This is a genomic window from Cupriavidus sp. KK10, from assembly GCF_018223725.1.
Classification (GTDB): Bacteria; Pseudomonadota; Gammaproteobacteria; order Burkholderiales; family Burkholderiaceae; genus Cupriavidus; species Cupriavidus necator.
In genome coordinates this window covers 4,184,377-4,207,480 of the sequence record NZ_CP073677.1, presented here as the reverse complement: position 1 = coordinate 4,207,480, position 23,104 = coordinate 4,184,377, and the positions used below count along the sequence as shown (strand labels likewise).

Genomic DNA, 23,104 nt, shown 5'->3' with positions numbered 1-23,104 from the left:
ACGCGGCGGGTTTCTGTTGCATATGCAGCATTGAAGAATGGATTTGTATTCCTACTGTAGTGAATCGCCGGGGCCAACGTATTTGTTCGTACCTGCCGCTGCCATCGATACGTTGGCATACAAAAATCCCTCAGTGTGCAGTTCTACGTCTGCTCAAATGCAAATGCCCATCGTCAAGTTGCACGCGAAGTGGTCGGCCTCATAGTACGCAGCTGAAGGCCTCAGGATCCATCTCGGGCATTGAGGCGATTTGTCCGGCGCTGACACGTTCCGTGACAAATCAGGACAGACCGCAATACAGACGGGACACAAGCCCTGTCTTAAATGGGTTTTGATGCAATTAGCTATGTTGACCGCCAGAATGGCTGCATATGCAACTCAATCACCATGAAGACTTCTGACTCCAGCACCGCAAAAAAGGACAGCGCAGGCAGTGAAATCCTGCGGAGCTGCCTGCTTACCCGTACCCGTCAGATTTCCCGTGTGCTGACAGCAATCTATGGCCGCCCTGCGCAAACATCGGCATGTCCCGCAGGATATGTTCGAGCAACTTGAGCGCCGCCGCCGGTAGCGGCCGTCCGGCCTTGGCCAGCAAGCGCGCCTGGGTGCCCCTGAACAGCGGATGATCGATCGGCACTACCGTGAGCGTGCCGGCAGCGATTTCGCGATACGCGGCGAACTCGCCGCCGATCAGCGTCATGTAGTTTTCGTAGGCTACAAACTGCTTGAGCGCCGTCAGTGAATTGGTGACCAGCGTCGCCCGGATCCTGATGTTCTCCGCGAATTCGAGCATCTTGGCGGCGTGCCCGACGCCGAAGGACGCCGGCATCATGGCCAGCGGCCAGGACAAGATGTCCTTGACGCTGGCCGCGCCGCCACGCAATGCCAAGGGATGGTCGGGCCGCACCAGCAGCCCGACCGGCTGCGACGAGCTCGCCAGATACTCGATGCGCGGATGTGGCGGCGGATTGAAGGCAAGTCCGATGTGCGCACGACTTTCGGCCACGGCGTCGAGCACCTGATCCACGCCGAGGATCTCCATGCCGATGTCGAGCTGCGGGTACTGCGCACAGAACGGCGCCAGCACTTCATTGACCAGCCCATCCACGTACCCCTCGCTCAGGACCAGCTGGACCTGCCCCTGCTGCAGGCCCTTCAGTGCATGGAGCTGGTCCTCGAGCTTTTCCTGATGCGATCGGTAGCCGCGCCAGAACTCAAGCAGATGCGCGGCGGCCTCGGTCGGCCTGACGCCACGCGCCTGTCGCTCGAACAGCGTCGTGCCAAGTTCGTCCTCGAGCAACCGGATCTGCCGGGTGATCACCGATGGCGATGTGTTGAGACTCTCCGCAGCCCCGCGAATGGTGCCTTGCTCAAGCACTTCGCGGAAGTAGCGCAGCCGCTGCTGATTGATTTCACGCATGTCGAATCATCCACTTGGCCAATGACAGACTCACACCATACCCGATGCGTTGCCCGGAAGACAACGAAGTGTGGACATGGTTGCTGTTGGTGATTGCCCTTGCCGCTGCCACTATCCGATCCATCCACGCGGTACCCACATAAAAGACATTGGAGACAGGCATGCTGGTGATCCCGAGCGAAAGCGCAGTAGACGGCGCCTCAACCCTCTACAACAAGATCAACTGGCGACTTCTGCCCTTCCTGCTGATCTGCTACCTGTTCGCCTACCTCGATCGCGTCAACATCGGCTTTGCGAAGCTTCAGATGCAAGGCGACCTCGGCTTCTCCGATGCCGCATATGGCGTGGGCGCGGGGATCTTCTTTATCGGCTACGTGCTGTTCGAGATACCGAGCAACCTGATGCTGCCGCGCATCGGCGCACGCAAGACCTTCAGCCGCATCCTCGTGCTCTGGGGCATCACCTCGGCCTGCATGCTGTTCGTGCGCAACGTGCCGATGTTCTACGCCATGCGTTTCCTGCTCGGCATCTTCGAAGCAGGCTTTGCCCCGGGCATGATCTACTACCTGTCCTGCTGGTACGGGCCTCAGCGCATGGCGCGCGCCATTGCGATCGTGTTCCTTGCCGGCCCGCTCGGCGGCATTGTCGGCGGCCCGGTCTCGGCATGGCTGATCACCGCGCTGTCAGGCACCGGTGGCCTGGCCGGCTGGCAATGGATGTTCCTGGTCGAAGGCCTGCCCTGCATCGTGCTCGGCGCGCTCGCCCTGTATTTCGTGCCAAACCGTCCCGCCGACGCCGCCTGGCTGACCGAGCAGGAAAAACGCCAGCTCGCCAACGAAATCGGATCCAGCGCGGCGCACAATCATTCCTTCCTGGCCGTGGCTCGCGATGTCCGGGTCTATGTGCTGGCCCTGGCGTACTTCTGCATCATCGCCGCGATCTATGCGATCAGCTTCTGGCTGCCGACCTTCATCAAGGCCCAGGGCGTGAACGACACCGTGCAACTCGGCTGGTACTCGGCCCTGCCCTATGTCGCCGCGGCCTTCGGCATGTACTACATGGGCCGCCGCTCGGACCGGGTCGGGGAGCGCCGTTTCCACAGTGCCGTGCCCGCAACCGTCGGCGGATTGCTGCTCGCTGCGTCCATCCTCGTCGACGGCAATCTTGCGGCATCGCTAGTGTTGCTCACGCTCGGTACCTGCGCGCTGTGGATGGCCTACACGGTGTTCTGGGCCATGCCCTCCGAATACATCAAGGGCCCGGCGGCTGCAGGCGGCATCGCACTGATCAACACGATCGGGCTATCGGGCGGCTTCTGGGGCCCGGCCATCATCGGGTGGGCCAAGACCGCCACCGGCAACCTTCACCTCGGTGTGCTGATCCTGGCCGCGCTGCCAATCATCGCCGCACTGATCATCCTCGCCAACAAGCTTCCCGCGAAGCGGTAACAAGGAGTCGTCATGCTTCTACATCTCTCCACCTGGTCCGAAATCGAGCAGTTCCTCAAGCGCAGCCGCACGATCGTCGTGCCGATAGGCTCCAACGAACAGCACGGTCCCACAGGGCTGCTGGGCACGGACTGGCTCTGTCCCGAAATCATTGCGCGTGAAGCGGAAAAATCCGCCGATATCCTCGTGGCCCCCACGTTTAACATCGGCATGGCGCAGCATCACCTCGGCTTTCCCGGCACCATCTCGCTGCGCCCGTCCACATTCATCGCCGCGATCGGCGACTGGACCCGCTCGCTGGTGGTACATGGTTTCGAAAAAATCCTGTTCCTGAACGGCCATGGCGGCAATGTCTCGTCGATCGATGCCGCGTTCTCCGAGTTGTACGCCGAAGCAAGCTTTGCGCGTCGTCGTGCCGGCTTCGCACTGAAGCTCTGCAACTGGTGGGATCTCGCAGGGGTGGGCGAACTGGCACGAGACCAGTTCCCGACCGGCCACGGCGCGCATGCTACGCCTTCGGAAATTGCTATCACGCAGTACGCCTTCCCCGATTCGATCAAGTCGGCCGACTATGCGCCGCCCATTGCCCCGACCGGCCCGATCCGCGAAGCCCTCGACTTCCGTGCCCGCTTCCCGGACGGACGCATCGGTTCCGATCCAGGCCTGGCAACGCGCGAGAAAGGCCGCGCACTGGTCGAACTGGCCGCGCAGTCCCTGGCGCGCGAACTCGAAGCCTTCGGCCGCGAGCCGATGCCGGACTGAAACCGGTCTGCTGGCGCCACATGACTCGCGATGACTCCCCGTGGCGCCAGCCATATTGCCCTCCATCGACAAACATCATGCAATCACACGATATCCACCAAAGACTGAAAGCACTCGACATCGAGCTGTCCCCTGCAGGCGCGCCGGCTGCCGCATACGTAATGAGTGCGCAGAGCGGCAACCTTGTCTACCTCTCCGGCCACATTGCGAAGAAGAACGGCAACGTGTGGGTTGGCAAGCTCGGCGCCACGATGTCGACGGACGAGGGACGCGCCGCGGCCCGTGCGGTCGCGATCGATCTGCTGTCGACGCTTCAGGCCCACACCGGCGATCTGAATCGCGTCAAACGCATCGTCAAGGTCTTGAGCCTGGTCAATTCAACGCCCGACTTCACCGGGCAGCATCTGGTCACCAACGGCGCATCGGAGCTGTTCGTCGACGTGTTCGGCGATGCCGGTAAGCATGCGCGGTCGGCATTCGGTGTCGCACAGATTCCGCTGGGGGCCTGCGTGGAGATCGAAGTCTGCGTCGAACTGGACTGAGGCATCAGATCGAACCAAACAGTGCACGCAGATGAACTCTTAATATCCGCGCGACAACTTTCAACGCGGCAACCCGTTGCTCATGCGAAGCGACGCAACAAGGCAAGTAGCCAGATGAACGCCCCCACTCCTTCCTCCTCTCTTACCCCCGTCGGTCCCCGCATCAACAGCCCGCGGCTCTGGGAGCATGTCAACGCCATGGCAAGGATCGGCGCCACGGCCAAAGGCGGCGTCAACCGCCAGGCGCTCACCGCAGAAGACACCCAGGGCAAGATGTTATTGCTCCAGTGGGCATCCAGGCGTGGCTATCAGACCTCGATCGACCCGATCGGCAATCTGTTCATCCGCCGCCCCGGAAGGAATCCGGGCCTCAGCCCGGTATTGACGGGTTCTCATCTTGACTCCCAACCGACCGGAGGCAGGTTCGACGGTGTCTACGGCGTGCTTGCAGGTTTCGAGGTACTCGAGACACTTGACGATCACGGCATGGAGACCGAACGCCCGATCGAGCTCGTTGTGTGGATGAACGAGGAGGGCTCAAGGTTCCCACCCCCCACGATGGGCTCCGCCGTTGCGGCCGGCGCGCTGCCGCTGACCGATGCATTGGCAATCAAGGACGTCAACGGGATCGATGTGGAAAGCGCATTGACGGCCCAGGTCGCCGAGCTGCCGGTTCTGGAGAAGCGCCCGCTTGGCATGAGCGGCTTTGCCTATATCGAAGCCCACATCGAGCAGGGCCCCGTGCTCGAGAACCAGGCATGCGATGTGGGCATTGTCACGGGCATTCAAGGGCTTCATGCCTACGAGATCCAACTGCTAGGCGCCGAGGCCCACGCGGGCACGACGCCGCTGCGGCATCGCAAAGACGCGTTGGTGGCCGCCACCACGCTCATCGGATGCCTTCGCGCCGCGATAGACGACCCCGAGGATATCCTGCGCTTCACCGTCGGAAGGCTGGAGGTTTATCCGGGATCGCCCAACACCGTGCCAGGCAGGGTGACATTCAATATCGATCTGCGGCATCCCGACCCCGATTCCCTCCTGCGTGCCGGCGAGACGATCCTTCAGCTTTGCTCCGGCGAGATTGAAGGCTGCCCGGTGTCAGCGAAGGTTCTGTTGAGGTCCACACCGATAACGTTCGACGATCGCGTGGTGGCAACCGTGCGCAAAGCTGCTGGTGGTCGGGCCATGAAATTCCTGAACATCGTTTCCGGCGCGACCCACGACGCCAAGTACACCGCACAACATATTCCCACCGGAATGATTTTCGTGCCTTGCGAGAAGGGCATCAGCCACAACGAGGCCGAGAACGCGCGCGAAGTCGATGTCGCGGCTGGGGCGCAGGTCCTCTGCGACGCCATGCTTGCGATCATGTCCGAACCACTATAAGCAGTTCCAACTGCCCACATCGATTTCGGACTGACGGCACACGGGCAGCCATCGGACGCGCGACCACCGCGAAGTGTCGGTCGACACAAAGCGAAGTTGCCATGCAGTAACGCCAAAACCATTTCGACCACGGATGCCGGCGCCGACGCGCACCGTGGCGACGCTATGCACACCAACCAAAGGAGAGGTCTGTGTCTCAGAAGGACCAAATTTCAGGGAGCAGGAGGGACGGTGCGTCCCTCTATCGAAAGGTAGATATACGCCTGCTGCCGCTGCTGTTCATTGGCTTCATGTTCGCTTATCTGGACAGAGTCAATGTAGGCTTTGCGAAGCTTCAGATGCAGAGCGACCTCGGCTTCTCCGACGCCGCCTACGGCATCGGGGCAGGAATATTTTTCGTGGGCTATGTCTTGTTCGAGGTGCCAAGCAATCTCTTGCTGCCCAGGGTTGGCGCCCGGCTTACCTTCAGCCGCATCATGGTGCTCTGGGGTATCACCTCGATGTGCATGGTGTTCGTCAATAGCGTTCCGGTGTTCTACGCCCTGCGCTTTCTGCTGGGCGTCTTCGAAGCCGGCTTCGCGCCGGGCGTCCTCTTCTACCTGTCGCGCTGGTATGGTTCGAGCCGCATCGCCGGCGCAATTTCGATAGTTTGGCTTGCGGGTCCTTTCAGCGGAATTGTTGGAGGTCCGCTGTCGGCGTGGATCATGACGGCTTTCGCCGGTACGGCCAGCCTCGCCGGTTGGCAATGGATGTTTCTCATTGAAGGCGCCCCCACCCTCGTGCTTGGCGTCGCGGCCTACTTTCTGCTGGTCGATGATCCATCCAATGCGAAATGGCTCAACGACACGGAGAAACGCGCGCTGGCTGCGGAAACGAACACGGCTGCAGACCGGCGGCACGAATCGTTTCTCATGGTACTGCGTGATCCCAAGGTGTATGTCCTGGCGGTAGCCTATCTGTGCATCATCGCGCCGATCTACGCCTTGAGCTTCTGGCTGCCGACAATCATCAAATCCGCCGGTGTCACCAGCACACAGACCCTCGGTTGGTATGCGGCCATTCCTTATGTGGCAGCGGCGTTTGCCATCTTCTTCGGCGGCCGCAGCTCCGACAGGCGTCAGGAGCGTCGAATCCACATCGCCCTGCCGGCTGCCATAAGCAGTCTTTGCTTCATTGGCTGGTACCTCGCCGACGGCAATCTCGCAGTGACACTGGTATGCGTTAGCGTCGCCACCGGCCTGATGTGGATGGCCAACATCGTCTTCTGGGCCGTCCCGCCCGCGTACATCAAGGGCAACGCACGAGCGGGAGCCATTGCCCTGATCAATACGATTGGCCTGTCTGGCGGCTTCTTCGGCCCAAGCATCATCGGCTGGTCGAAATCCGTGACCGGCAGCATCTACCCCGGGTTCCTGCTGATGGCAGCGATGTTGCTGATGTGTGCATTCATCATCCTGTTCCTGCGGCTGAAGCCCGGGGGCGATACTGCGCTTCGCCACGAGTCATTGCCGGCCAGTGTGGGTCAAGCTAAGTAAGCTCCTCTGGCCATTGATCACACATGCCTGTAGGCACTCGACTATGAAGTCCCCGGGGGGCCATGCGGGACAAACGTCTTTCGTTGCCTGCGGTCAGACCAGACAGGTGCGCAGCCCTTGCGATGCGCGCCCTCCCGATGTCCCTGAATGAGAACGTCCACATGAAGCTCGCCGAATACACCGCCCTTGACGGCATGGGGCTGCATCATCTCATCGCCACGCGAGAAGTGACCGCAATGGAAGTGGCGCAAGCCGCATTGGCTGCCATCGAGGCCGTCAATCCCCAGGTAAATGCTGTGCTCGATTACTGGCCCGAAGAGGTGGAGATACAGTCAGCTGGCATCGTGAGCGCCGATCCGAGACCGCTCGGCGGCGTGCCGTTTCTCCTCAAGGATCTCGGCGTCACCATGCAGGGACGCAGGAGCGAAATGTGCAGTCGCCTGGCGATGGGAACCGTCGCAAAGGAAGACTCGTACGTGATGACGAGCTTCCGTCAGGCAGGCCTGATTACGCTCGGGCGAACTGCCATGCCGGAACTGGCAGTTAGCACGACGACGGAACCCGTGCTGTACGGCCCGACGAGAAATCCCTGGAGTCTGCAGCATGGCGCGGGCGGATCGAGCGGCGGTGCAGGAGCGGCGGTGGCCGCCGGTATCGTTCCGATTGCGCATGCGACGGACGGAGGCGGATCGATACGGGTGCCGGCCTCCTGCAACGGGCTGTTCGGTCTGAAGCCGACCAGGGGACGCGTGTCGAACGGGCCCCACGTGGACGAAGTATGGAATGGTCTGGGCGTGCATTTTGCCGTGAGTCGAACTGTGCGCGACAGTGCAGCGCTGCTTGATGGCATCCACGGCGGCGGCGTGGGCGAGCCCTACTACATTGCCCCACCCAAAGACAGCTATCTGTCGGAGATCCGGCAGCAGCCGGGAAACCTGAAGATCGGGTTCATGATGAATCCATTCAGTGCCGCGCGTGCTGACACGGGGGTTGCTGATGCCTTGAGCAAGGTGGCCAGGACACTCGAGTCCTTGGGTCATCATGTCCATGAAGTAGCGCCAGACTTGGGTGTGAGCTGGGACGCCTTTGTGCAATGCAACGCGAAAATCTGGGCTGCCAACGCAGCGCTCCGGATCAACGGCATTGCCGCAGCCACCGGACGAACTGTGGATGAAAAACACCTTGAACCTGCAACGCTCGCGCTCTATCGATACGGCATTGAGATTGGCGCCGTAGAGCTCCTGTCGGCATTGCAGGTCAGAAATACGGTCACACGGGCGCTGGGTCGGTTCTTCGGCGACTACGACATTCTGCTGACACCGACGTTACCCGGACTTCCGCCTCGGATTGGTGAATACAACCGGGTGGAAACATCGGTCGATGGGCTTGGCTGGATCGCGCACGTTTTTAGCCAGTCACCGTTTACCGCGTTATCGAACGTGACGGGAACGCCAGCAATGTCAGTGCCGCTTTCCATCGACCCTCAAGCGGATCTGCCAATCGGCTCGCATTTTATGTCTGGCTTCGGGCGGGAGGACACGCTGTTCCGTCTGGCCGCACAATTGGAAGCGGCATGTCCTTGGCGCGAACGGCGGCCACCGGTATGGGCAGGATCAATCGTCAACAAGACGTCGAAACAGTAGCAGCCGCTATCCTGGCACCAAGTGGCGGAATCACAGCAGTGCATGCGGCGGCGCCGTCAACACCCATCAGGATTCCATGGGTCGCGCATGTGCGCTTGGCGTGCTCGCTGACTCGGGCTCTAAAGCGCGATGCATGGCTTGGCAACCCGTAAGCATCTTCGTTGCAAGGGCGCTGGGGCGGTTTCGGCCTGAGCGCCATCAGAACAATGGAGATGGAGCTCGCGGCTGAGAGTTTACGTTAGGTGAATTAAAGCAGATTCGTCATTGAAGCAGTCCGCGCGCCCGCCTGAGAGAGGCGGGCGCGCAATACATCAATGCTCATGCGGTTTCGAAACTCTCAGATCTGGGACCGTGACGGCGACCACCTCGGTAGCCAGGATCTTGTGGCTCGGATCAGCCAACTCTAGCCGAAGCTTGTGCGGCCCCGGCGTGAGCCCGACGACGATGATCGGGTCTTCACTGGTATGTGCCCAAGTGCCACGAACGTCGTCCACTGTTACGTGCAAATGCCCGATGCGTGGCGAGATATCGACTGCTGGCTTGCCAAATACCGGCATGACGCGGAAATTCTCCGTCCGGAATTGGACGATGACTACGCCGCGCGCAAGCGGCTCGGCAAGTGCCGGGTACGCTATCAGCTTGGGCGCTGGCTCGCCGCTGAGCGGAAGAATGGCAGGTGGCCGCACGGCATCCTGTGCTGTTTGCGCGGATGCGCCAATGCAGAGTGTCGCCGCAATCGCGGCCGTCGAAAGGTATTTCAGGTTGGAGCGCATGACATATCCTTTTTCGCAGATGGGTTGCCTCGATGCGCGGGCCATGCAGAGCGATCGCGCGCAGTTTGAGGACAGTCTCCACATTTCATCACACGCCGGTCGACCGTTGTGGTGATGTTGTATGGGAAGGTATCGCTTGCCATTCCTGATACATAGCAATACACCATTCGTCGGTATTCCTGCCGGCAGGCTTCAAGTTGAACTGAGCTTCCCTCTGTTTTTGGCCTTCCAGAGGCCGCCGGTTATGCAGCCGCATCCTCGGTCTGTTGAGCCTTGAGCCAGTTTTGCAGGAACTGAACCGGTGATACAAAGCCCAGCGATGAATGACGGCGACTGCGGCTATACAAGCCGTCAACACAACGCCCACATTACCGACTCAAGGGAAGTTCTGTATCGCTGGCACCCTTGGTATGGTCGCAGGGTGTGGATCTTCAACACAGTCACGAAGAATGGGGAGATCGTTCTGCGCTGTGCGCTGGACTCGCGCGAGTCGGCGCGCGTGCTGGAGGTGCCCCAGTGGATGTTCGATCCGATAGTTTGTTGTCACCTCACCTCTGCAGCGTCCCCCGTAGTCAACTGTGAAGCGCTCCGAGAGTTGAGACGCTTGCTGGCCGATAGGTCGCTTGCCGTCCAAGCCAGTATGGTACAAGCGCAGCACCATCCTTTGTCCCATACAGGAGGTGCTGATGCGACGCGTGACGAGCCCGCTACCGGGCAATCAACTCGACCTGTTCCATCCTTGTCCAAAGACGCCCCAATGGACAACCCTGCCGCCGGAGGTACGACAGCAGACGATCCGCTTGCTCGCGCAACTGCTGCGGCAACACCGACGGGGGCTGCTCGCCACCGTGCACGAACGGGAGGCCGATGATGAGTGACAAGATCAGAGCGCAGCATCTGGCACGCAAAGCCGTGCTGTACGTCCGTCAGTCGTCGGCGTACCAGGTCAACCACAACCTGGAAAGCCAGAAACTGCAGTATGCGATGCAGGATCGGCTGCACCAGTTAGGCTGGCATGAGGTCGAGGTTATTGATGAGGATCTTGGTCGCTCTGCGGCCGGAACTCAGACGCGTACGGGATTCGAGCGCATGGTGGCAGAGGTTTGCCTTGGCCGCGTCGGCGCTGTTGCCGCGCGCGAGGTGTCGCGATTCGCACGCAACAGTCGCGAGTGGCAGCAACTGGTCGAAGTCTGCCGAGTCGTCGACACTGTGCTGGTCGATCAGGAAACTGTTTACGCCCCACGACAGAGCAATGATCGCTTGCTGCTCGGGCTGAAGGGCAGCCTCAACGAATACGAGTTGGACCTGCTGCGTCAGCGGTCGCTGGAAGCACGGCGGGAGAAGGCCAAGCGAGGCGAGCTCATCGTAGCAGCGCCGGTTGGCTACCGTAAGACCGAAGACCAGCGCCTGGAGAAGGATCCGGATTTGCGTGTGCAGGAGGCCATCCGGTCGGTGTTCCGCCAGTTCGGCGCGATCGGTTCGGTACGCCAGACACTGCTATGGTTCCTCGAGCACGGGCTGCAGCTTCCGGCGTGCACACCGCGCGGAGAAATCCACTGGAAGCGACCCAGCTACGGCACGGTCTACCAGATCCTGACCAATCCGATTTACGGCGGCGCATATGCCTATGGCAAGACGGAATGCACGATTCACTATGAAGACGGCGAACCACGTAAGCGTGATCGCCGCAAGCCGCGAGATCAATGGCTGTCGCTGATTCCCGAAGCCCATGATGGGTACGTTGCCTGGGACGAGTTCGAACGAATCCAGCGCGCGATCAGTGCCAACGTGCGGATGGCCGGACATGCTGGTGCGCCGAAGAGCGGGGAGGCTTTGTTGGCGGGGCTGCTGCGGTGCCGTCGCTGCGCGAGCAAGCTCACGCTACACTACACGGGCCAGCAGCATGACGCCTTGCGCTACTCCTGTCATCGCGCCTGGCTGGACAAAGGGCAGCCCCGTTGTATCGCATTCGGTGGCACACGCATCGACGCGGCCATTGCACAGGCGGTCCTTCAGGTCGTTCAACCTGCAGCAATCGAGGCAGCTATCGTGGCTCGCGAAGAAGAGACGCGGAAACAAGATGAGGTGCTGGCAGCGCTGCAGCGAGATCTGCAGGCGGCCCGCTATGCCGCGCAGCGGGCGCAGAAGCAGTATGACGCTGCCGACCCCGAGAATCGACTGGTCGCCGACGAGTTGGAGCGGCGCTGGAATGATGCCCTGTTGAGGGTCAAGGAACTGCAATCGCGCATCGAGCAACAGGTAGGCGCATCCGGCCAGATCCCCTCAGCAATGCCAGAGGAGTTTGCCGACCTTGCTACGGCGCTGGAGTCCATATGGCCAGAGGCCGACGCCCGCCTGAGGAAGCGTATTGTACGAACGTTGATCCATGAAGTGGTCGTCGATGTGGACAATGCAACGAACGAAATCGTGCTTGTGATCCACTGGAAAGGCGGCGTACATACCGAGGTTCGGGTGCCACGACGGCGCCGCGGACAGAACGCCTCTCATACTTCCCCCGAAGCAATTGATGCCGTACGCTCACTTGCCCGGATCTGTCCCGATTTGCTGATCGCCAGCATACTCAATCGCAATGACCTTCGAACCGGACGCGGCAATTACTGGACACAGGAACGTGTCACTGCGCTGCGAAGCCACCATCGGATTGCCGTCTATTCAAGCGAGCAGCGGACCGCCGAAGGATGGATGAATCTGACCGAGGCTGCGGCCTTCATTGGTATTAGTCCCAAGACCCTCAGGCTTGCGGTCGAACGCGGCGAAGTCGCCGCAGAGCACCCCTTGCCCAATGGACCGTGGATCTTCAATCGTCATTCCCTCGCTGCCGATCGCGTTGCCGACCTCGTGGCGCGTGCCCAGGCACGGCGTGGCCACCCCACAATACCAACGACGCGGCAAGGTTCTCTAGATTTATCAACCACATAGCGAGGTGGGGCAGTATGAAACATACTTGTAGAACACTTCGATGTATTCGAACAAGTCCGCCATTGCTTCCTGGTGCGTTCGGTAGCGCGTGGCGTGTACTCGCTCGTTCTTCAGGCTATTGAAGAAGCTCTCCGTAGGGGCGTTGTCCTGACAATTTCCTTTGCGGCTCATCGAGCAGCGCATGCCATATTCCGCCAGCACCTGGTTCGGCGCCGTCGGCGTGAAGCTGCGTGCCAGTAGATTCTCTGCAACGGGCAGCTTGTGCTTCGAGTCCGTCGTCACCTTGTAGCGCCGTTTGTGCCGGGCCCGGATGCCGTTGTCGCGCATGAGCCGCTCAACCCGCTCTTTGCTGGCCGGAAATCCACTTGCGACGAAGTCATGCACATACTGGGCCGCCGCCAAGCCACCAGACACTTCTAGCTCATAGTCGTGGCGGCGCAGCAGGAAATCAGGCCCAAAGTAGAAATCCTGAACGGCACTGTGGCTGGCGATAGCCGGGGGGAACTTCGCACGCAGAACCCGCCAGATTTCACCGTACTCGGCCGGAACGCCGGGTGCGCCAGGGACTGCCTCGCCTTGTGGCCGGTGTGCGCCGCAAAGCGCAAACGGCTCTTCACGCGCGCGGCCAAAAAAAGAGACAGCCCTGCACGTCCGGTCGGCTATCATGCGAATCCTCTCTGAAGTAGCTCCCTATGATTTCCGTCCGTAATGTCACGCTGCGTCGCGGCGTCAATGTCGTACTCGACCGCGCGTCCGTCACCTTCAACCCCGGCGAAAAGATTGGCCTTGTCGGCCGAAATGGCGCCGGCAAGTCATCCTTCTTCGGCCTTCTCAACGGCACGCTGCACGAAGACAGCGGCGAGTTCTCGATTCCCGCTGCATGGAAGATGGGCCAGGTCGCGCAGGAGATGCCGGAGACCGAGCAGAGCGCGACCGACTTCGTAGTCGAGGGGGATACCGTGCTGTTGGCCGCGCAGGCCGAAGTAGCCGCCGCCGAGGTCAGCGACGACGGTATGCGCATGGCGCACGCCTACATGGACCTGCACGACGCCGGTGCGCACGATGCCCCCGCACGTGCCCAAGCGCTGATCCTCGGCCTTGGCTTCAGTGCTGCGCAGCTTAGTCAGCCGGTCAACAGTTTCTCTGGCGGCTGGCGCATGCGACTGCAACTGGCACGCGCGCTCATGTGCCCGTCGAACCTGCTGCTGCTCGACGAGCCGACCAATCACCTCGACCTCGACGCGCTGGTCTGGCTGGAAGCCTGGCTCAAGCGCTATCAAGGAACCCTGGTAGTGATCAGCCACGACCGCGAATTCCTCGACGCGGTGACGCAGGTGACGGTGCACGTCGACAACGCCAAGCTCGTGCGTTATGGCGGCAACTACAGCAAGTTCGAAGACATGCGCGCTGAGCAACTCGTACTGCAGCAGGCCGCGATGGCCAAGCAGGCGGACAAGATCGCCCACCTGCAGAAATTCATCGACCGTTTCAAGGCCAAGGCCTCGAAGGCGAAGCAGGCGCAGAGCCGGGTCAAGGCGCTCGAACGCATGGAGAAGATCGCACCGGTACTTGCCGACGCAGAGTTCAACTTCGAGTTCAAGGAGCCGCTCAACGTTCCGAACCCGCTGTTGTCGATGCTGGACGCGAGCTTCGGCTACCCGGCGCCGACCGGCGCGCTGCCGGGCACGCCGCCCACGGTCATCGTGCGGGGCATCAACCGTTCCGTGCTGGCCGGGCAGCGCATCGGCATTCTCGGTGCCAACGGCCAAGGCAAGTCCACGCTGGTGAAGACGGTGGCGCACGCGCTGGCGCCGATTGCCGGCGAAATCAGCGAAGGCAAAGGCCTGAATATCGGCTACTTCGCACAGCAGGAACTCGACGTGCTGCGCCCGCTCGACACGCCGATGGAACACATGATCCGCCTTGCCAAGGACACGCCGGCGCACATGCGCGCTCCCGGCCAGAGTGGCACCGAACAATCGCTTCGCACCTTCCTCGGCACCTTCAACTTCAGTGGCGACATGGTCCATCAGGCGGTTAGCACGATGAGCGGCGGCGAGAAGGCGCGGCTCGTGTTGTGCATGATCGTGTGGCAGCGTCCTAACCTGCTGCTGCTCGACGAGCCTACCAACCACCTCGACCTGGCCACCCGCGAAGCGCTAGGCATGGCGCTCAACGAATTCGAAGGCACAGTGATGCTGGTCAGTCACGACCGGGCCCTGCTGCGCGCCGTATGTGACGAGTTCTGGCTGGTCACCAAGGGCGGCGTCGAGCCCTTCGACGGCGATCTGGACGATTACCAGCAGTTCCTGCGCGATGAAGCCCGTCGCATGCGCGAGCAGGCGCCCACACAATGAATGGATTGTGTGGGCTCCAGCTCCGGGTCGAGTTTATGCTTCGAAGACCTCGCGATTGGCCTCTACAAATTCAGCGACCGTCTGCGGCGCCTTGCCCGTGATCTCCTTGATGACGCCGTCAGTACCGGAGAAGATGCCGTTCTGATAGTCGACCGCGGTAGCCAGGAAATGCTGGATCACGAATTCCGGCAGGTTGTACTTCTCCAGATGCTCACGATATTGCTCAAGGGTCGACGGCGCATAGGTGATCTTGCGTCCCAGCACCTTGCCAATCTCATCGGCGATTTCTTGCTGGTTCAGCTCGACAGGACCAAAGAGGGAGTAGGTCTTGCCGATATGATTCGAAGGCTCAGCAAGGATATTTGCGATCAGACGGGCTTGGTCCTCGGCGGCAATCGGTGCATGACGACCGGCACCATAGGGCAACGTGATCTTTCCTTCCTGCACGAGAGGGTCGAGTACCCACGGAAAAGTCAGCCATTCGGAGAAGTAGGTCGGGCGAATATGGACGGCCGGCACACCGGACCAGTCGAGCACGCGCTCGGCGATCCAGTGGTCGCGGGCGGCATGGCTCTCCGAATCGTCCCGCGCCGAGATTTGCGACATCTCGATGACGACGTCTACGCCGGCGCGCTTTGCGGCATCGGCAAAGTATGAGGTGGCCTGAATGTAGCCCGGGCGAACCGGATAGCAGAGATACGCTCCCGCAACGCCTTCCATGGCGCGAATCACGTCGTCATGCTCGAGAAGGTCACCCACGAAGATCTCGGCGCCTTCATTGCGCAGCGCAGCGCTGCGCTCATCTTCCTGGTGTACGAACGCGCGAACCGCGTGCCCAGCGTTGAGCAGAAATCGGGTGGTGTAGATCCCGGTCTTGCCGGTGGCGCCAGTGATGAGATATTTGCGCCGTTCCATGTATTGCCCCAATCTGTGAATGTGTCCGACAGGTTTACATCGCCCCGAGGTGCTGCTTCACATCCTCCAGAATCGCCGCTGAAGCGTCGGAATCTTCAACGACTCTTGACATCGTTACGGCCCCAATCATGGCCGCCGCTGCGAACACAGCCGAGGACCTTGCCGCCTTTGGCGACTTGCCGTCCATTCGCTTCGCCAGTACATCGACCAGCTCTTCAAAACCTTGCGTGGCTGCCGCCCGCGTCTGCGCATCAGCCCTGGCGAGTTCGCTCCCCATAGCCGCCAGCGGACATCCGCCTGTCCGTGTGTCGCGGTGGTGCTCAGACACATAGGCATTGACGACGGCGGCAAATCCGTTGTCCGCATCGCTATCTCGCGCGGCGGCTTCCAGCCCGTCGATGACCTCGGTCATCGCCTGGGAACACGCTTCTGCGATCAGTTGATCCTTCGAAGAGAAATGCCGATAAAAACCGCCCTGCGTGAGGCCTAACGGCGACATCACGTTGTTCAATCCCGTCGCCTGGATGCCATGGATCCGGAACTCTCGCGCCGCGACCTCCACAATGCGTCGGCGGGTATCCGCTGTTTCAACCTTTGATTTCCGCATCACCTTTCTCCGTACCTTTGTGTGTGGTCGCCAACCATCTTATTTAGATGGTATGTAACATCTAAATGGAAGTCAAGGAAGAGAATTGCGGGGTGCCGGTGGACTTTTCGGCAGAAAAAAGTTACCCCTGCGGCGCTTCTGCTGCGCCGCGGGCAGGAAGATAGGGCCGCAAGTGAATCCTTATTCGAATGCCTTCAGTCCCTTCACTACGGCGGGACGTTGTGCGGCTGTCTGAAACCACCGCATAAGGGCCGGGTGATCCGACCACTGAATATTGCCGCTGAAGGTACTTGCGATGGTGAATGCCGCAATGTCGGCAAGCGAAAACGTATCGCCAGCCATGAACTCTGTCGACGTCAGGAATTGCTCCGCTTCGATGAGTGAGGCTCTTGCCAGTTCATGGATGTGCGAGGCGTGAGCGCCTGCGCCGATCTGCTCAAGCCGGAACGCACAGTGACTTACCGCGATCACGTCAGTCAGAAAATAGAAAAAACGCTCATAGACCTTGGCGCGTGCCACCGGATCGGCGGGCAGGAGCTTGTTCCTGGAGCGCTCGGCCGCAAACAGCATGATGGCATTCGACTGCGTCAACACGAAATTGCCGCCGTTCCGGTACTCGACAAGTACCGGAACCTTGCCGAAAGCATTCAGGACACGATGTTGCTCGCTGCGCTGTTCACCCGCAGCCAGATTGACCCGCGTGACCGTATAGGGGATGTCCGCCTCGTCAAGCGCGATCGCGGCACGGATACAGTTGCCAGTCAATGCTCCATACAGTTCGATCGAACCTTGCATGCGTCCTGCCTCATCCATGCGAGCCTCACACTAGGCTACCGGTAGATACGGGCGTGCCGGCTCAGCGGTCGTCTCCTGAAGCACCAATCGGACGTTCGTCTTCGTTACCAAGTTGTCGACGTCTAATAGTAGTCGGTGGATCTACCGGTCGCTCGTGACAACTCGCCGTCCATGCCCTGGCGTGCCCGGCTCGGTACGCCCGAGGCGGTGACCTGGATATCTGCGGGCCCCGAGCAAAGCATAAGCCCATTAGACGCCTAGTTCCTTCAACCGAGCCTTCAATCGTGGCCCGGCGAAATCAAGAAATGCGCGCAACTTCAGCGGCAGAATCCCCTGTCCAGGGTGAACCAGGCTGATGGGCCACGGCGCTGGCTCGAACGCTTCGAGCGTGGTCTTGACCGCACCGGCACGGATCGCGTCCGCCATCTGGTAGGACAGCACGCGAGTGAGGCCGACCCCGGCCACCGCCGCGTCGATTGCGGCTTCGGCAGTGCTCACGACAAGCCGCGAGCGGATGGGCACCTCCACCTCCGCCTTGCCCGACAGGAAAGTCCAGACTTGCCTGGATGCAATCTGATCCATGGTGATGCATGCATGGCCGGTTAGCTCAAGGGGGTTCGTCGGCGTGCCATGTTCATCGAAGTAGGCTGGGCTCGCGCATACCACCCGACGCGTTGTGCCAATCCGCGTCGCTATGAAACTGCTGTCGGGTAGTTCAGCGATCCGCACTGCGACGTCGACTTGCTCTTCAAGAAGATGCATCACACGGTCGGTCAGCACCATCCGCACATCGATGTCCGGGTAAGTCTTGAGGAATTCCGCGACCACCGGCAACAAGTGCAAGCGTCCGAAGACAATGGGCGCCGTCATGACAAGTTCACCTTTAGGCGCCGCGTATTCCCCCGATGCGGCACGCTCTGCTTCTCCAACTTCATCGAGAATGCGCCGGCACGCGGCGACATAGGACTGTCCGGCTTCTGTGAGCGCAAGTTGCCGGGTGGAGCGATGCAGGAGTCGGGTTTTCAGGTGTGACTCCAGTTCTGCGACCTTGCGGCTGACCGTTGCAAGCGGAATCTCGAGCTGCCGGGCAGCTGCAGAAAAACTGCCTGCGTCGACCACGGCCACCAGAATCGACATGGATTCGAAACGATCGGCCACGTTCTCATTTTTTGGGAGGGTGATTCTTGATGATGGCAGATTATCTTTCTGGGTGGAAGCGCCTACTATCCAGGCATTCCTCGGCGAACGCGTCGAGAGTCTGGAGAATGTGCTGTGTCAACACTATCGAGTACCCAACCGCAGGCTTTGCAACGGAACGCTTCCATCAAAAACTTGCCCGTCAACCTGTTTGCGTCCGTGATGGGCATTGCCGGGCTCTCGATCGCGTGGCGCCAGGCCAGCCAGGAATTTGGGGTAACGCCACTGATATCCGCGGCAGCCGGGATCCTCGCTATCGTCGTGTTCCTGGCGCTGAGCGCGGGGTATCTCGTCAAGGCAATCCAACATCCGGACGCGGTCCGCGGCGAGTTCCGACATCCCGTCGCTGGCAACTTCTTCGGCACGATCACGATCGCTATCCTGCTGCTCTCCTCGGTCGTTGCTCAACTTAGCCAGCCGCTCGCCGAAGTCATCTGGATAGTGGGCACAATTGCGACGATCGCGCTCTGTTTCACGATTGCGAGCCGGCTGCTGCAGGGCAAGATTGACGCTGCACACGCGGTTCCTGCCTGGTTTATCCCCGGGGTCGCCACTTTGGATATCGCGGTTGCAGGTGGAAGCATGCCAATGCCGTGGGCCCATGAAGTCAACATGTTCGCACTGGCCGTTGGGACAATGATTGCCCTCTTGTTCTTTACGATGATCATGTCGCGAATGATTCATCACGAGCCCCTGCCCGCCGGCATGGTTCCTTCCCTGTTGATCCTGATGGCACCCTTCGAAGTGGGCTTTCTCGCCTACACCAACTTTACGCAACGCGTCGACACTTTCTCCGGCTTGCTGTTCTACTTCGGCCTCTTCATATTCCTTACGCTGGCGCCTAAAGTCTTTCGCAAGGGAATTCCGTTCGCTTCCGGTTGGTGGGCCATCAGCTTTCCGATGGCGGCCCTCGCGAGTGCCGCGCTGAAATACTCGATGTTCGCCCAGGCCTGGCCCGTGACGGTGATTGCGATCCTCCTCCTCGCCATGCTGAGCATCGCGATCGTGGTTCTCCTTGTCAGAACCCTGCACATGCTTATAAATGGGAAGCTGCTCGCCGGTTGAAGCAGTGACTGGAAACGTCGGTCAGTTGCTGGGACGATCGCCAGCCCGGGGAAAAAGCGGCCACGCCGTCGCCGCGCAGGCCCCCGCCAGGAGCCAGACGCCGGCCCAGCCGCCGCGATCGAGCAGTAGCGGAATCGCCGCAGGGGCAGCGAAGTACGCGGCAAAGACCAGCGTATTGGCCAGGCCGAGGGCCGTACCCGCCCGCTCCGCGCCCGCCTGCGTCGCCAGTTCGGTGTAGGCAACCCCATGCCAGGCCGAAACCGCGATGCCAGCCAGCACGACCGCGACCATGGTCAGCGTCGCAGGAACACTCTGCCCGACCGCCGCGCAGAGGGCCAGCGGCACGAACATCAGCGCGGCGATCAGCGTGCAATGGCGCAGCCATACACGGCGGTTGCCACGCCGATCGGTATGGCGGCCGCTCCAGATCCGCATCGCCATCGCGCCAAGCTGCACAGCGCAAAGGGTGGCGGCGATGCCCGACACACCCACATGGGCCGCATCGTGCAGGAACACCGAGGCGAAGCTCAAAACCGCGAATTGGGGTGCGCACAGGATGCCGATGGCCACGGCAATGCACCAGACCCGCAGGCTGCGCAACGGGCTGGCATTGTCGTGCGCATGGCGTTGTGCCGACGTGGGGGAAGCGAGATGCGTGGGTTCGTGCAGCCATCGCCAAGTCAGCCAGGCAGAGGCAAAGCAGAGCGCGGCCAGGACTGCGTACACCCAGCGAAAGCCCATGGCAAAAGCCAGCCACGGCAACACGAGCGCTCCTAGCGCGCCGCCCAGGGGCACCGCCGTCTGGCGGATACTCATCGCCAGGCCGCGCTCGCCTTCGGCGAACCATCGCATCACCGCCCGCCCGCTGGCCCCGTTGACGCTGCCGCCCGCCAGTCCCAGCAGCGCCATGCAGGCCATCGCCACCGGCAAGGGCGGCACGCGATCCGGCCTTGGGGCCAGAAACAGTGCCATCACGGCCAGTATGACAGCGGTCGCGCCGAGCCCGTACAGCAGGACGCGACGGTCGCCCCACCGGTCGGCCGCTGCGCCCCATGGCAGTTCGGACAACGCGGCGCCGATGCCCAACGCACCAAGCAGCAGGCCAAGCCCCCCGTTGTCGATCTGATAGGCGCTGCGCAGCCACACCGCGGTGGCGGGCAAACCGTTGGCTGCAGCGATGAAGCTGGCGTTCGCGGCAACGCCGACGCCCAACACTTTCCAGCGATGCGAAGCGGCGGAGGCGGCGAGGGAATTACCACCAGGGCGGGGAAAACAGACGGACTCGGCCACGACGGCCCTCCGATAAGGCAGTTGACAGAGCGTCAGTATTGCAACCAATATTCGTCTTGAAAATCAGAAAGTTTTGGACCAATTGTTTCGTTTTTCCGCACGATTGCCATGGCGTCGAATCTTGATATTGCCGCGCTGCGCAGCTTGATCGCCGGCATCGACCTCGGCAGCTTCGCGCGCGCTGCAGAGCAGGTCGGCCGCTCCACTTCGGCCGTCAGTGCGCAGATTCACAAGCTCGAGGACATGGCCGGCACGCCGCTGTTTCGCAAGGCCGGCAGGACCCTGGAACTCACTGAGGCGGGGAGTCTGCTGCTTGGTTACGCGCGCAGAATGGTTGCCCTGAACGACGAAGCTGCCGCGGCCGTGCGAGGGGTGGACCTGTCCGGCGGCGTGCGATTGGGACTGCAGGAAGAGTTCGGCGAGGCAATGTTGCCAGAGGTGTTGGGGCGGTTTGCGCGAGCACATCCGAAGGTCCGGGTCGAAGCCATGGTGGCGCGCAATCACGATTTGTTCGCCCGCATCCAGGCGCGGACGCTGGATCTCGCGCTGGTCTGGGGTAGCGCGGATGGCGCTCGGACGGCAAGAGAACCCGGCGCCGATATCGCCGTGGTCGGCGAACCACCGATGTGCTGGGTCGGACCGGCTGCGCTGCCGTGGCACATCGTACCTGGCGAGCCGATACCACTGGCGGCGTTCGACCGGCCCTGCCATTTCCACGATGCCGCCACGGCGGCATTGGACCGCGCCGGAATTCCCTGGCGCGTCTCGTTCACCAGCCCCAACCTTGGCGGCCTGTGGGCCGCAGCGGCAGCCGGACTTGGGTTGGTAGTCCGCACGCCCTACGGCTTGCCGGCATCGCTGCGGCAGCTTGGGGCTGCCGAAGGATTGCCGCCGCTCGGCAAGATGCCCCTGATGCTGCTGCGCGCGCCGGGGCCCGCGTCCGAGGTATCACAACGCCTGGCCGACATCATGCTGCAGGCGTTGCGTCCGGTGTGATGGCTTGTCACGCCCTATTGGATCGGCTCCCGGGCAGATCACCACGGCAACGGCGATGCCGCCATCGACGACATCCTGTTCGCTTTCAGCGACGGTTGCAGGTGCCTACTTGCCGCCGACGCCGACCTTGCCGCGCCCGACCTTTCGATGCGGCACACTGGGGCGCAGCCTCTTCCTGGAGTCAGCCGTCAACGTGACGTGCTCCGCAGGGTAGCGGGTCGTCCTGTGCGGCGCGGCCTGATAGGCGGAATGGCCCGGATCGATGCGCTTGATAGCGGACATGACTGACACCTCCTCAGAGGATTCTAGTCCGAAACGGCACGGCGCTTATGCCGCCCGTCGCTAGCAGCCCAGGCTGGCTGCACGCCTACCCTCGGCGCCGCAGCACCGATAGCGCAGGCCAATGGCGCTACCCCGCCCGCAGCGCCCACAGGGCCTCCAGTACGTATTCCGTGGCACGTTCTACCCGTTCCCCGCTGTGCGCCAACCCCAGTCGCCGCCACAACGCCGGCCGCAGCGGCCGCATCACTACGCGCGCATCCGGCGCCGGCGTGGTGACCTCGTGTGGCAGCAGGGCCGCGCCATAGCCGGCCGCCACCAGGCTCTTGATGGCGTCGTTGTAGTTGAGCTGAATACGCGGCGCCGGCCTGTGGCCACCGCTGGCGAACCACTCGGCGGTCAGGCGCGACAGGCGCGTGGTGCCGTCATTCAGGATCAGCGGGCGCGTTGCCAGCCAGGCCGGCGTGATGCGCGCCGGGCAGGGCCAACTCGCTGGCAGGAAAGCCCGTACCGGATCGCGCCGCCAAGGGCGGATGGTCAGCCCCGCCACGCGCGCCTGTGGTAGTGCCACCAGACCGACCTCCAGCGTGCCGGCGGCCAGCCGCGCCAGCGTCTCCTGCGAGGTAAGCACGGCCACCTGCACGTCGATATCGGGATGCCGCTCCGCCAGCATGGCCAGCGCCTGCGGCAGCAGGTGGGCGATGGCCCCGGTCGAGGCGCCGAGGCGCACGCGGCCGGTCAACCCCTGCACCTGACGCTGCACGTCGTCCAGCGCAAGGTCGGCATCGGCCAGCAGGCGGCGGGCGCGATCGACCAGTGTCTCGCCAATGGACGACGGACGCACCTCGCCGCGCCTACGCGTCAGCAGTACCGCACCGACGCGGGCTTCCAGCTCGGCAATGTGAAGGCTGACGGTGGGCGGAGCCAAGTGCAACGCGCGCGCAGCTTCGGCGAAGGAACCCAGATCGGCGATGGCGACGAGGGTACGCAGGCGGTCCAGGCTGATCTCGCGCATGGGGCGGAACTCCGGTTAAGGGCGTATCTGCTGACGAGGATATCGTTCAGGAAACATGAATTTCATCGTCATGAAATTCAACTTCTTCGATTCTATCCGGTGGCGCAAGATGGCGCTTCCTGTAACCGGCCGCACC

Annotated in this window: 20 protein-coding genes and 1 pseudogene; 11 read left to right on the top strand and 10 right to left on the bottom strand. The window is 61.7% G+C overall.

The genetic code is table 11. The features are described from left to right. Positions 1-457: 457 nt before the first annotated feature. Positions 458-1,420 carry a LysR family transcriptional regulator gene (locus KB879_RS19630; RefSeq protein WP_211979627.1) on the bottom strand — a complete coding sequence of 321 codons (963 nt, stop codon included), beginning with the start codon at positions 1,418-1,420 and terminating at the stop codon, positions 458-460. Between the two features lie 161 nt (positions 1,421-1,581). Here KB879_RS19630 and KB879_RS19625 point away from each other — a divergent pair, with 161 nt between their 5' ends. The 6 genes from KB879_RS19625 (at position 1,582) to KB879_RS19600 (ending at position 8,739) form a co-directional block, all read left to right on the top strand. Next, positions 1,582-2,868 carry an MFS transporter gene (locus KB879_RS19625; protein WP_211979626.1) on the top strand — a complete coding sequence of 429 codons (1,287 nt, stop codon included), beginning with the start codon at positions 1,582-1,584 and terminating at the stop codon, positions 2,866-2,868. A gap of 12 nt (positions 2,869-2,880) precedes the next feature. Continuing rightward, a complete protein-coding gene (locus KB879_RS19620) occupies positions 2,881-3,630 on the top strand; it encodes a creatininase family protein (RefSeq protein ID WP_013952076.1) in 750 nt (249 codons plus the stop codon). A 77-nt stretch (positions 3,631-3,707) separates the two neighbouring features. Beyond that, entirely contained in the window at positions 3,708-4,172 is a 465-nt protein-coding gene (locus KB879_RS19615; protein WP_211979625.1) for a RidA family protein, read from the top strand. A gap of 114 nt (positions 4,173-4,286) precedes the next feature. Beyond that, on the top strand, positions 4,287-5,561 hold the full coding sequence (locus tag KB879_RS19610) for a M20 family metallo-hydrolase (RefSeq protein ID WP_211979624.1): 1,275 nt from the start codon (positions 4,287-4,289) through the stop codon (positions 5,559-5,561). A 191-nt stretch (positions 5,562-5,752) separates the two neighbouring features. Then, entirely contained in the window at positions 5,753-7,096 is a 1,344-nt protein-coding gene (locus tag KB879_RS19605; RefSeq protein WP_013952073.1) for an MFS transporter, read from the top strand. Between the two features lie 161 nt (positions 7,097-7,257). Then, positions 7,258-8,739: an amidase gene (locus tag KB879_RS19600; RefSeq protein WP_041228786.1), complete on the top strand. Its 1,482-nt coding sequence runs from the start codon at positions 7,258-7,260 to the stop codon at positions 8,737-8,739. 311 nt (positions 8,740-9,050) lie between these two features. Here the strand turns inward: KB879_RS19600 and KB879_RS19595 are convergent, their stop codons facing one another. Next, positions 9,051-9,512 carry a DUF6130 family protein gene (locus KB879_RS19595; protein WP_153954757.1) on the bottom strand — a complete coding sequence of 154 codons (462 nt, stop codon included), beginning with the start codon at positions 9,510-9,512 and terminating at the stop codon, positions 9,051-9,053. A gap of 686 nt (positions 9,513-10,198) precedes the next feature. On the opposite strand from KB879_RS19595, the gene KB879_RS19590 reads away from it, so the two are divergent. Together KB879_RS19590 and KB879_RS19585 are read left to right on the top strand one after the other, a co-directional pair. After that, positions 10,199-10,390, top strand: a complete 192-nt coding sequence (locus tag KB879_RS19590) for a hypothetical protein (protein ID WP_153956569.1) — start codon at positions 10,199-10,201, stop codon at positions 10,388-10,390. Then, on the top strand, positions 10,383-12,452 hold the full coding sequence (locus KB879_RS19585; RefSeq protein WP_211979623.1) for a recombinase family protein: 2,070 nt from the start codon (positions 10,383-10,385) through the stop codon (positions 12,450-12,452). The genes KB879_RS19590 and KB879_RS19585 overlap by 8 nt, the downstream gene beginning before the upstream one ends. Before the next feature lie 27 nt (positions 12,453-12,479). On the opposite strand, the pseudogene KB879_RS19580 reads toward KB879_RS19585, so the two are convergent. Further along, positions 12,480-12,869: pseudogene (locus KB879_RS19580) on the bottom strand (IS3 family transposase); the annotation flags it as partial. A gap of 275 nt (positions 12,870-13,144) precedes the next feature. Between KB879_RS19580 and KB879_RS19575 the strand changes: the two are divergent. Next, positions 13,145-14,809 (top strand): ABC-F family ATP-binding cassette domain-containing protein, encoded by a 1,665-nt coding sequence (locus KB879_RS19575; protein WP_013952069.1) that lies wholly within the window; start codon positions 13,145-13,147, stop codon positions 14,807-14,809. A 33-nt stretch (positions 14,810-14,842) separates the two neighbouring features. Here KB879_RS19575 and KB879_RS19570 read toward each other — a convergent pair whose 3' ends face one another. The 4 genes from KB879_RS19570 to KB879_RS19555 form a co-directional block, all read right to left on the bottom strand. Next, positions 14,843-15,724, bottom strand: a complete 882-nt coding sequence (locus tag KB879_RS19570) for an NmrA family NAD(P)-binding protein (protein ID WP_211979622.1) — start codon at positions 15,722-15,724, stop codon at positions 14,843-14,845. A 34-nt stretch (positions 15,725-15,758) separates the two neighbouring features. Continuing rightward, a complete protein-coding gene (locus KB879_RS19565) occupies positions 15,759-16,331 on the bottom strand; it encodes a TetR/AcrR family transcriptional regulator (protein WP_041228534.1) in 573 nt (190 codons plus the stop codon). Positions 16,332-16,511: 180 nt separating this feature from the next. After that, entirely contained in the window at positions 16,512-17,126 is a 615-nt protein-coding gene (locus KB879_RS19560; RefSeq protein WP_249221161.1) for a glutathione S-transferase family protein, read from the bottom strand. A gap of 249 nt (positions 17,127-17,375) precedes the next feature. Further along, the gene (locus KB879_RS19555; protein ID WP_041228532.1) at positions 17,376-18,263 is read right to left on the bottom strand and encodes a LysR substrate-binding domain-containing protein; all 888 of its coding nucleotides are present in this window, start codon (positions 18,261-18,263) and stop codon (positions 17,376-17,378) included. 135 nt (positions 18,264-18,398) lie between these two features. Here KB879_RS19555 and KB879_RS19550 point away from each other — a divergent pair, with 135 nt between their 5' ends. Then, positions 18,399-19,388: an SLAC1 anion channel family protein gene (locus KB879_RS19550; protein ID WP_013952064.1), complete on the top strand. Its 990-nt coding sequence runs from the start codon at positions 18,399-18,401 to the stop codon at positions 19,386-19,388. A 21-nt stretch (positions 19,389-19,409) separates the two neighbouring features. Here KB879_RS19550 and KB879_RS19545 read toward each other — a convergent pair whose 3' ends face one another. Continuing rightward, positions 19,410-20,678 carry an MFS transporter gene (locus KB879_RS19545; RefSeq protein WP_211979620.1) on the bottom strand — a complete coding sequence of 423 codons (1,269 nt, stop codon included), beginning with the start codon at positions 20,676-20,678 and terminating at the stop codon, positions 19,410-19,412. 108 nt (positions 20,679-20,786) lie between these two features. Here KB879_RS19545 and KB879_RS19540 point away from each other — a divergent pair, with 108 nt between their 5' ends. After that, on the top strand, positions 20,787-21,674 hold the full coding sequence (locus KB879_RS19540; protein ID WP_211979619.1) for a LysR substrate-binding domain-containing protein: 888 nt from the start codon (positions 20,787-20,789) through the stop codon (positions 21,672-21,674). A 105-nt stretch (positions 21,675-21,779) separates the two neighbouring features. Here the strand turns inward: KB879_RS19540 and KB879_RS19535 are convergent, their stop codons facing one another. Continuing rightward, positions 21,780-21,956, bottom strand: a complete 177-nt coding sequence (locus KB879_RS19535) for a hypothetical protein (protein WP_211979618.1) — start codon at positions 21,954-21,956, stop codon at positions 21,780-21,782. Between the two features lie 127 nt (positions 21,957-22,083). Beyond that, positions 22,084-22,968, bottom strand: a complete 885-nt coding sequence (locus tag KB879_RS19530) for a LysR family transcriptional regulator (protein WP_013952059.1) — start codon at positions 22,966-22,968, stop codon at positions 22,084-22,086. Between the last annotated feature and the right edge of the window lie 136 nt (positions 22,969-23,104).

Excerpts from the sequence above, each read along its gene's own strand:
- KB879_RS19630 (WP_211979627.1), bottom strand. The coding sequence starts at position 1,420 with ATGCGTGAAATCAATCAGCAGCGGCTGCGCTACTTCCGCGAAGTGCTT.
- KB879_RS19625 (WP_211979626.1), top strand. The coding sequence starts at position 1,582 with ATGCTGGTGATCCCGAGCGAAAGCGCAGTAGACGGCGCCTCAACCCTC.
- KB879_RS19620 (WP_013952076.1), top strand. The coding sequence starts at position 2,881 with ATGCTTCTACATCTCTCCACCTGGTCCGAAATCGAGCAGTTCCTCAAG.
- KB879_RS19615 (WP_211979625.1), top strand. The coding sequence starts at position 3,708 with ATGCAATCACACGATATCCACCAAAGACTGAAAGCACTCGACATCGAG.
- KB879_RS19610 (WP_211979624.1), top strand. The coding sequence starts at position 4,287 with ATGAACGCCCCCACTCCTTCCTCCTCTCTTACCCCCGTCGGTCCCCGC.
- KB879_RS19600 (WP_041228786.1), top strand. The coding sequence starts at position 7,258 with ATGAAGCTCGCCGAATACACCGCCCTTGACGGCATGGGGCTGCATCAT.
- KB879_RS19595 (WP_153954757.1), bottom strand. The coding sequence starts at position 9,512 with ATGCGCTCCAACCTGAAATACCTTTCGACGGCCGCGATTGCGGCGACA.
- KB879_RS19590 (WP_153956569.1), top strand. The coding sequence starts at position 10,199 with ATGCGACGCGTGACGAGCCCGCTACCGGGCAATCAACTCGACCTGTTC.
- KB879_RS19585 (WP_211979623.1), top strand. The coding sequence starts at position 10,383 with ATGAGTGACAAGATCAGAGCGCAGCATCTGGCACGCAAAGCCGTGCTG.
- KB879_RS19575 (WP_013952069.1), top strand. The coding sequence starts at position 13,145 with ATGATTTCCGTCCGTAATGTCACGCTGCGTCGCGGCGTCAATGTCGTA.
- KB879_RS19570 (WP_211979622.1), bottom strand. The coding sequence starts at position 15,724 with ATGGAACGGCGCAAATATCTCATCACTGGCGCCACCGGCAAGACCGGG.
- KB879_RS19565 (WP_041228534.1), bottom strand. The coding sequence starts at position 16,331 with ATGCGGAAATCAAAGGTTGAAACAGCGGATACCCGCCGACGCATTGTG.
- KB879_RS19560 (WP_249221161.1), bottom strand. The coding sequence starts at position 17,126 with ATGCAAGGTTCGATCGAACTGTATGGAGCATTGACTGGCAACTGTATC.
- KB879_RS19555 (WP_041228532.1), bottom strand. The coding sequence starts at position 18,263 with ATGTCGATTCTGGTGGCCGTGGTCGACGCAGGCAGTTTTTCTGCAGCT.
- KB879_RS19540 (WP_211979619.1), top strand. The coding sequence starts at position 20,787 with ATGGCGTCGAATCTTGATATTGCCGCGCTGCGCAGCTTGATCGCCGGC.
- KB879_RS19535 (WP_211979618.1), bottom strand. The coding sequence starts at position 21,956 with ATGTCCGCTATCAAGCGCATCGATCCGGGCCATTCCGCCTATCAGGCC.
- KB879_RS19530 (WP_013952059.1), bottom strand. The coding sequence starts at position 22,968 with ATGCGCGAGATCAGCCTGGACCGCCTGCGTACCCTCGTCGCCATCGCC.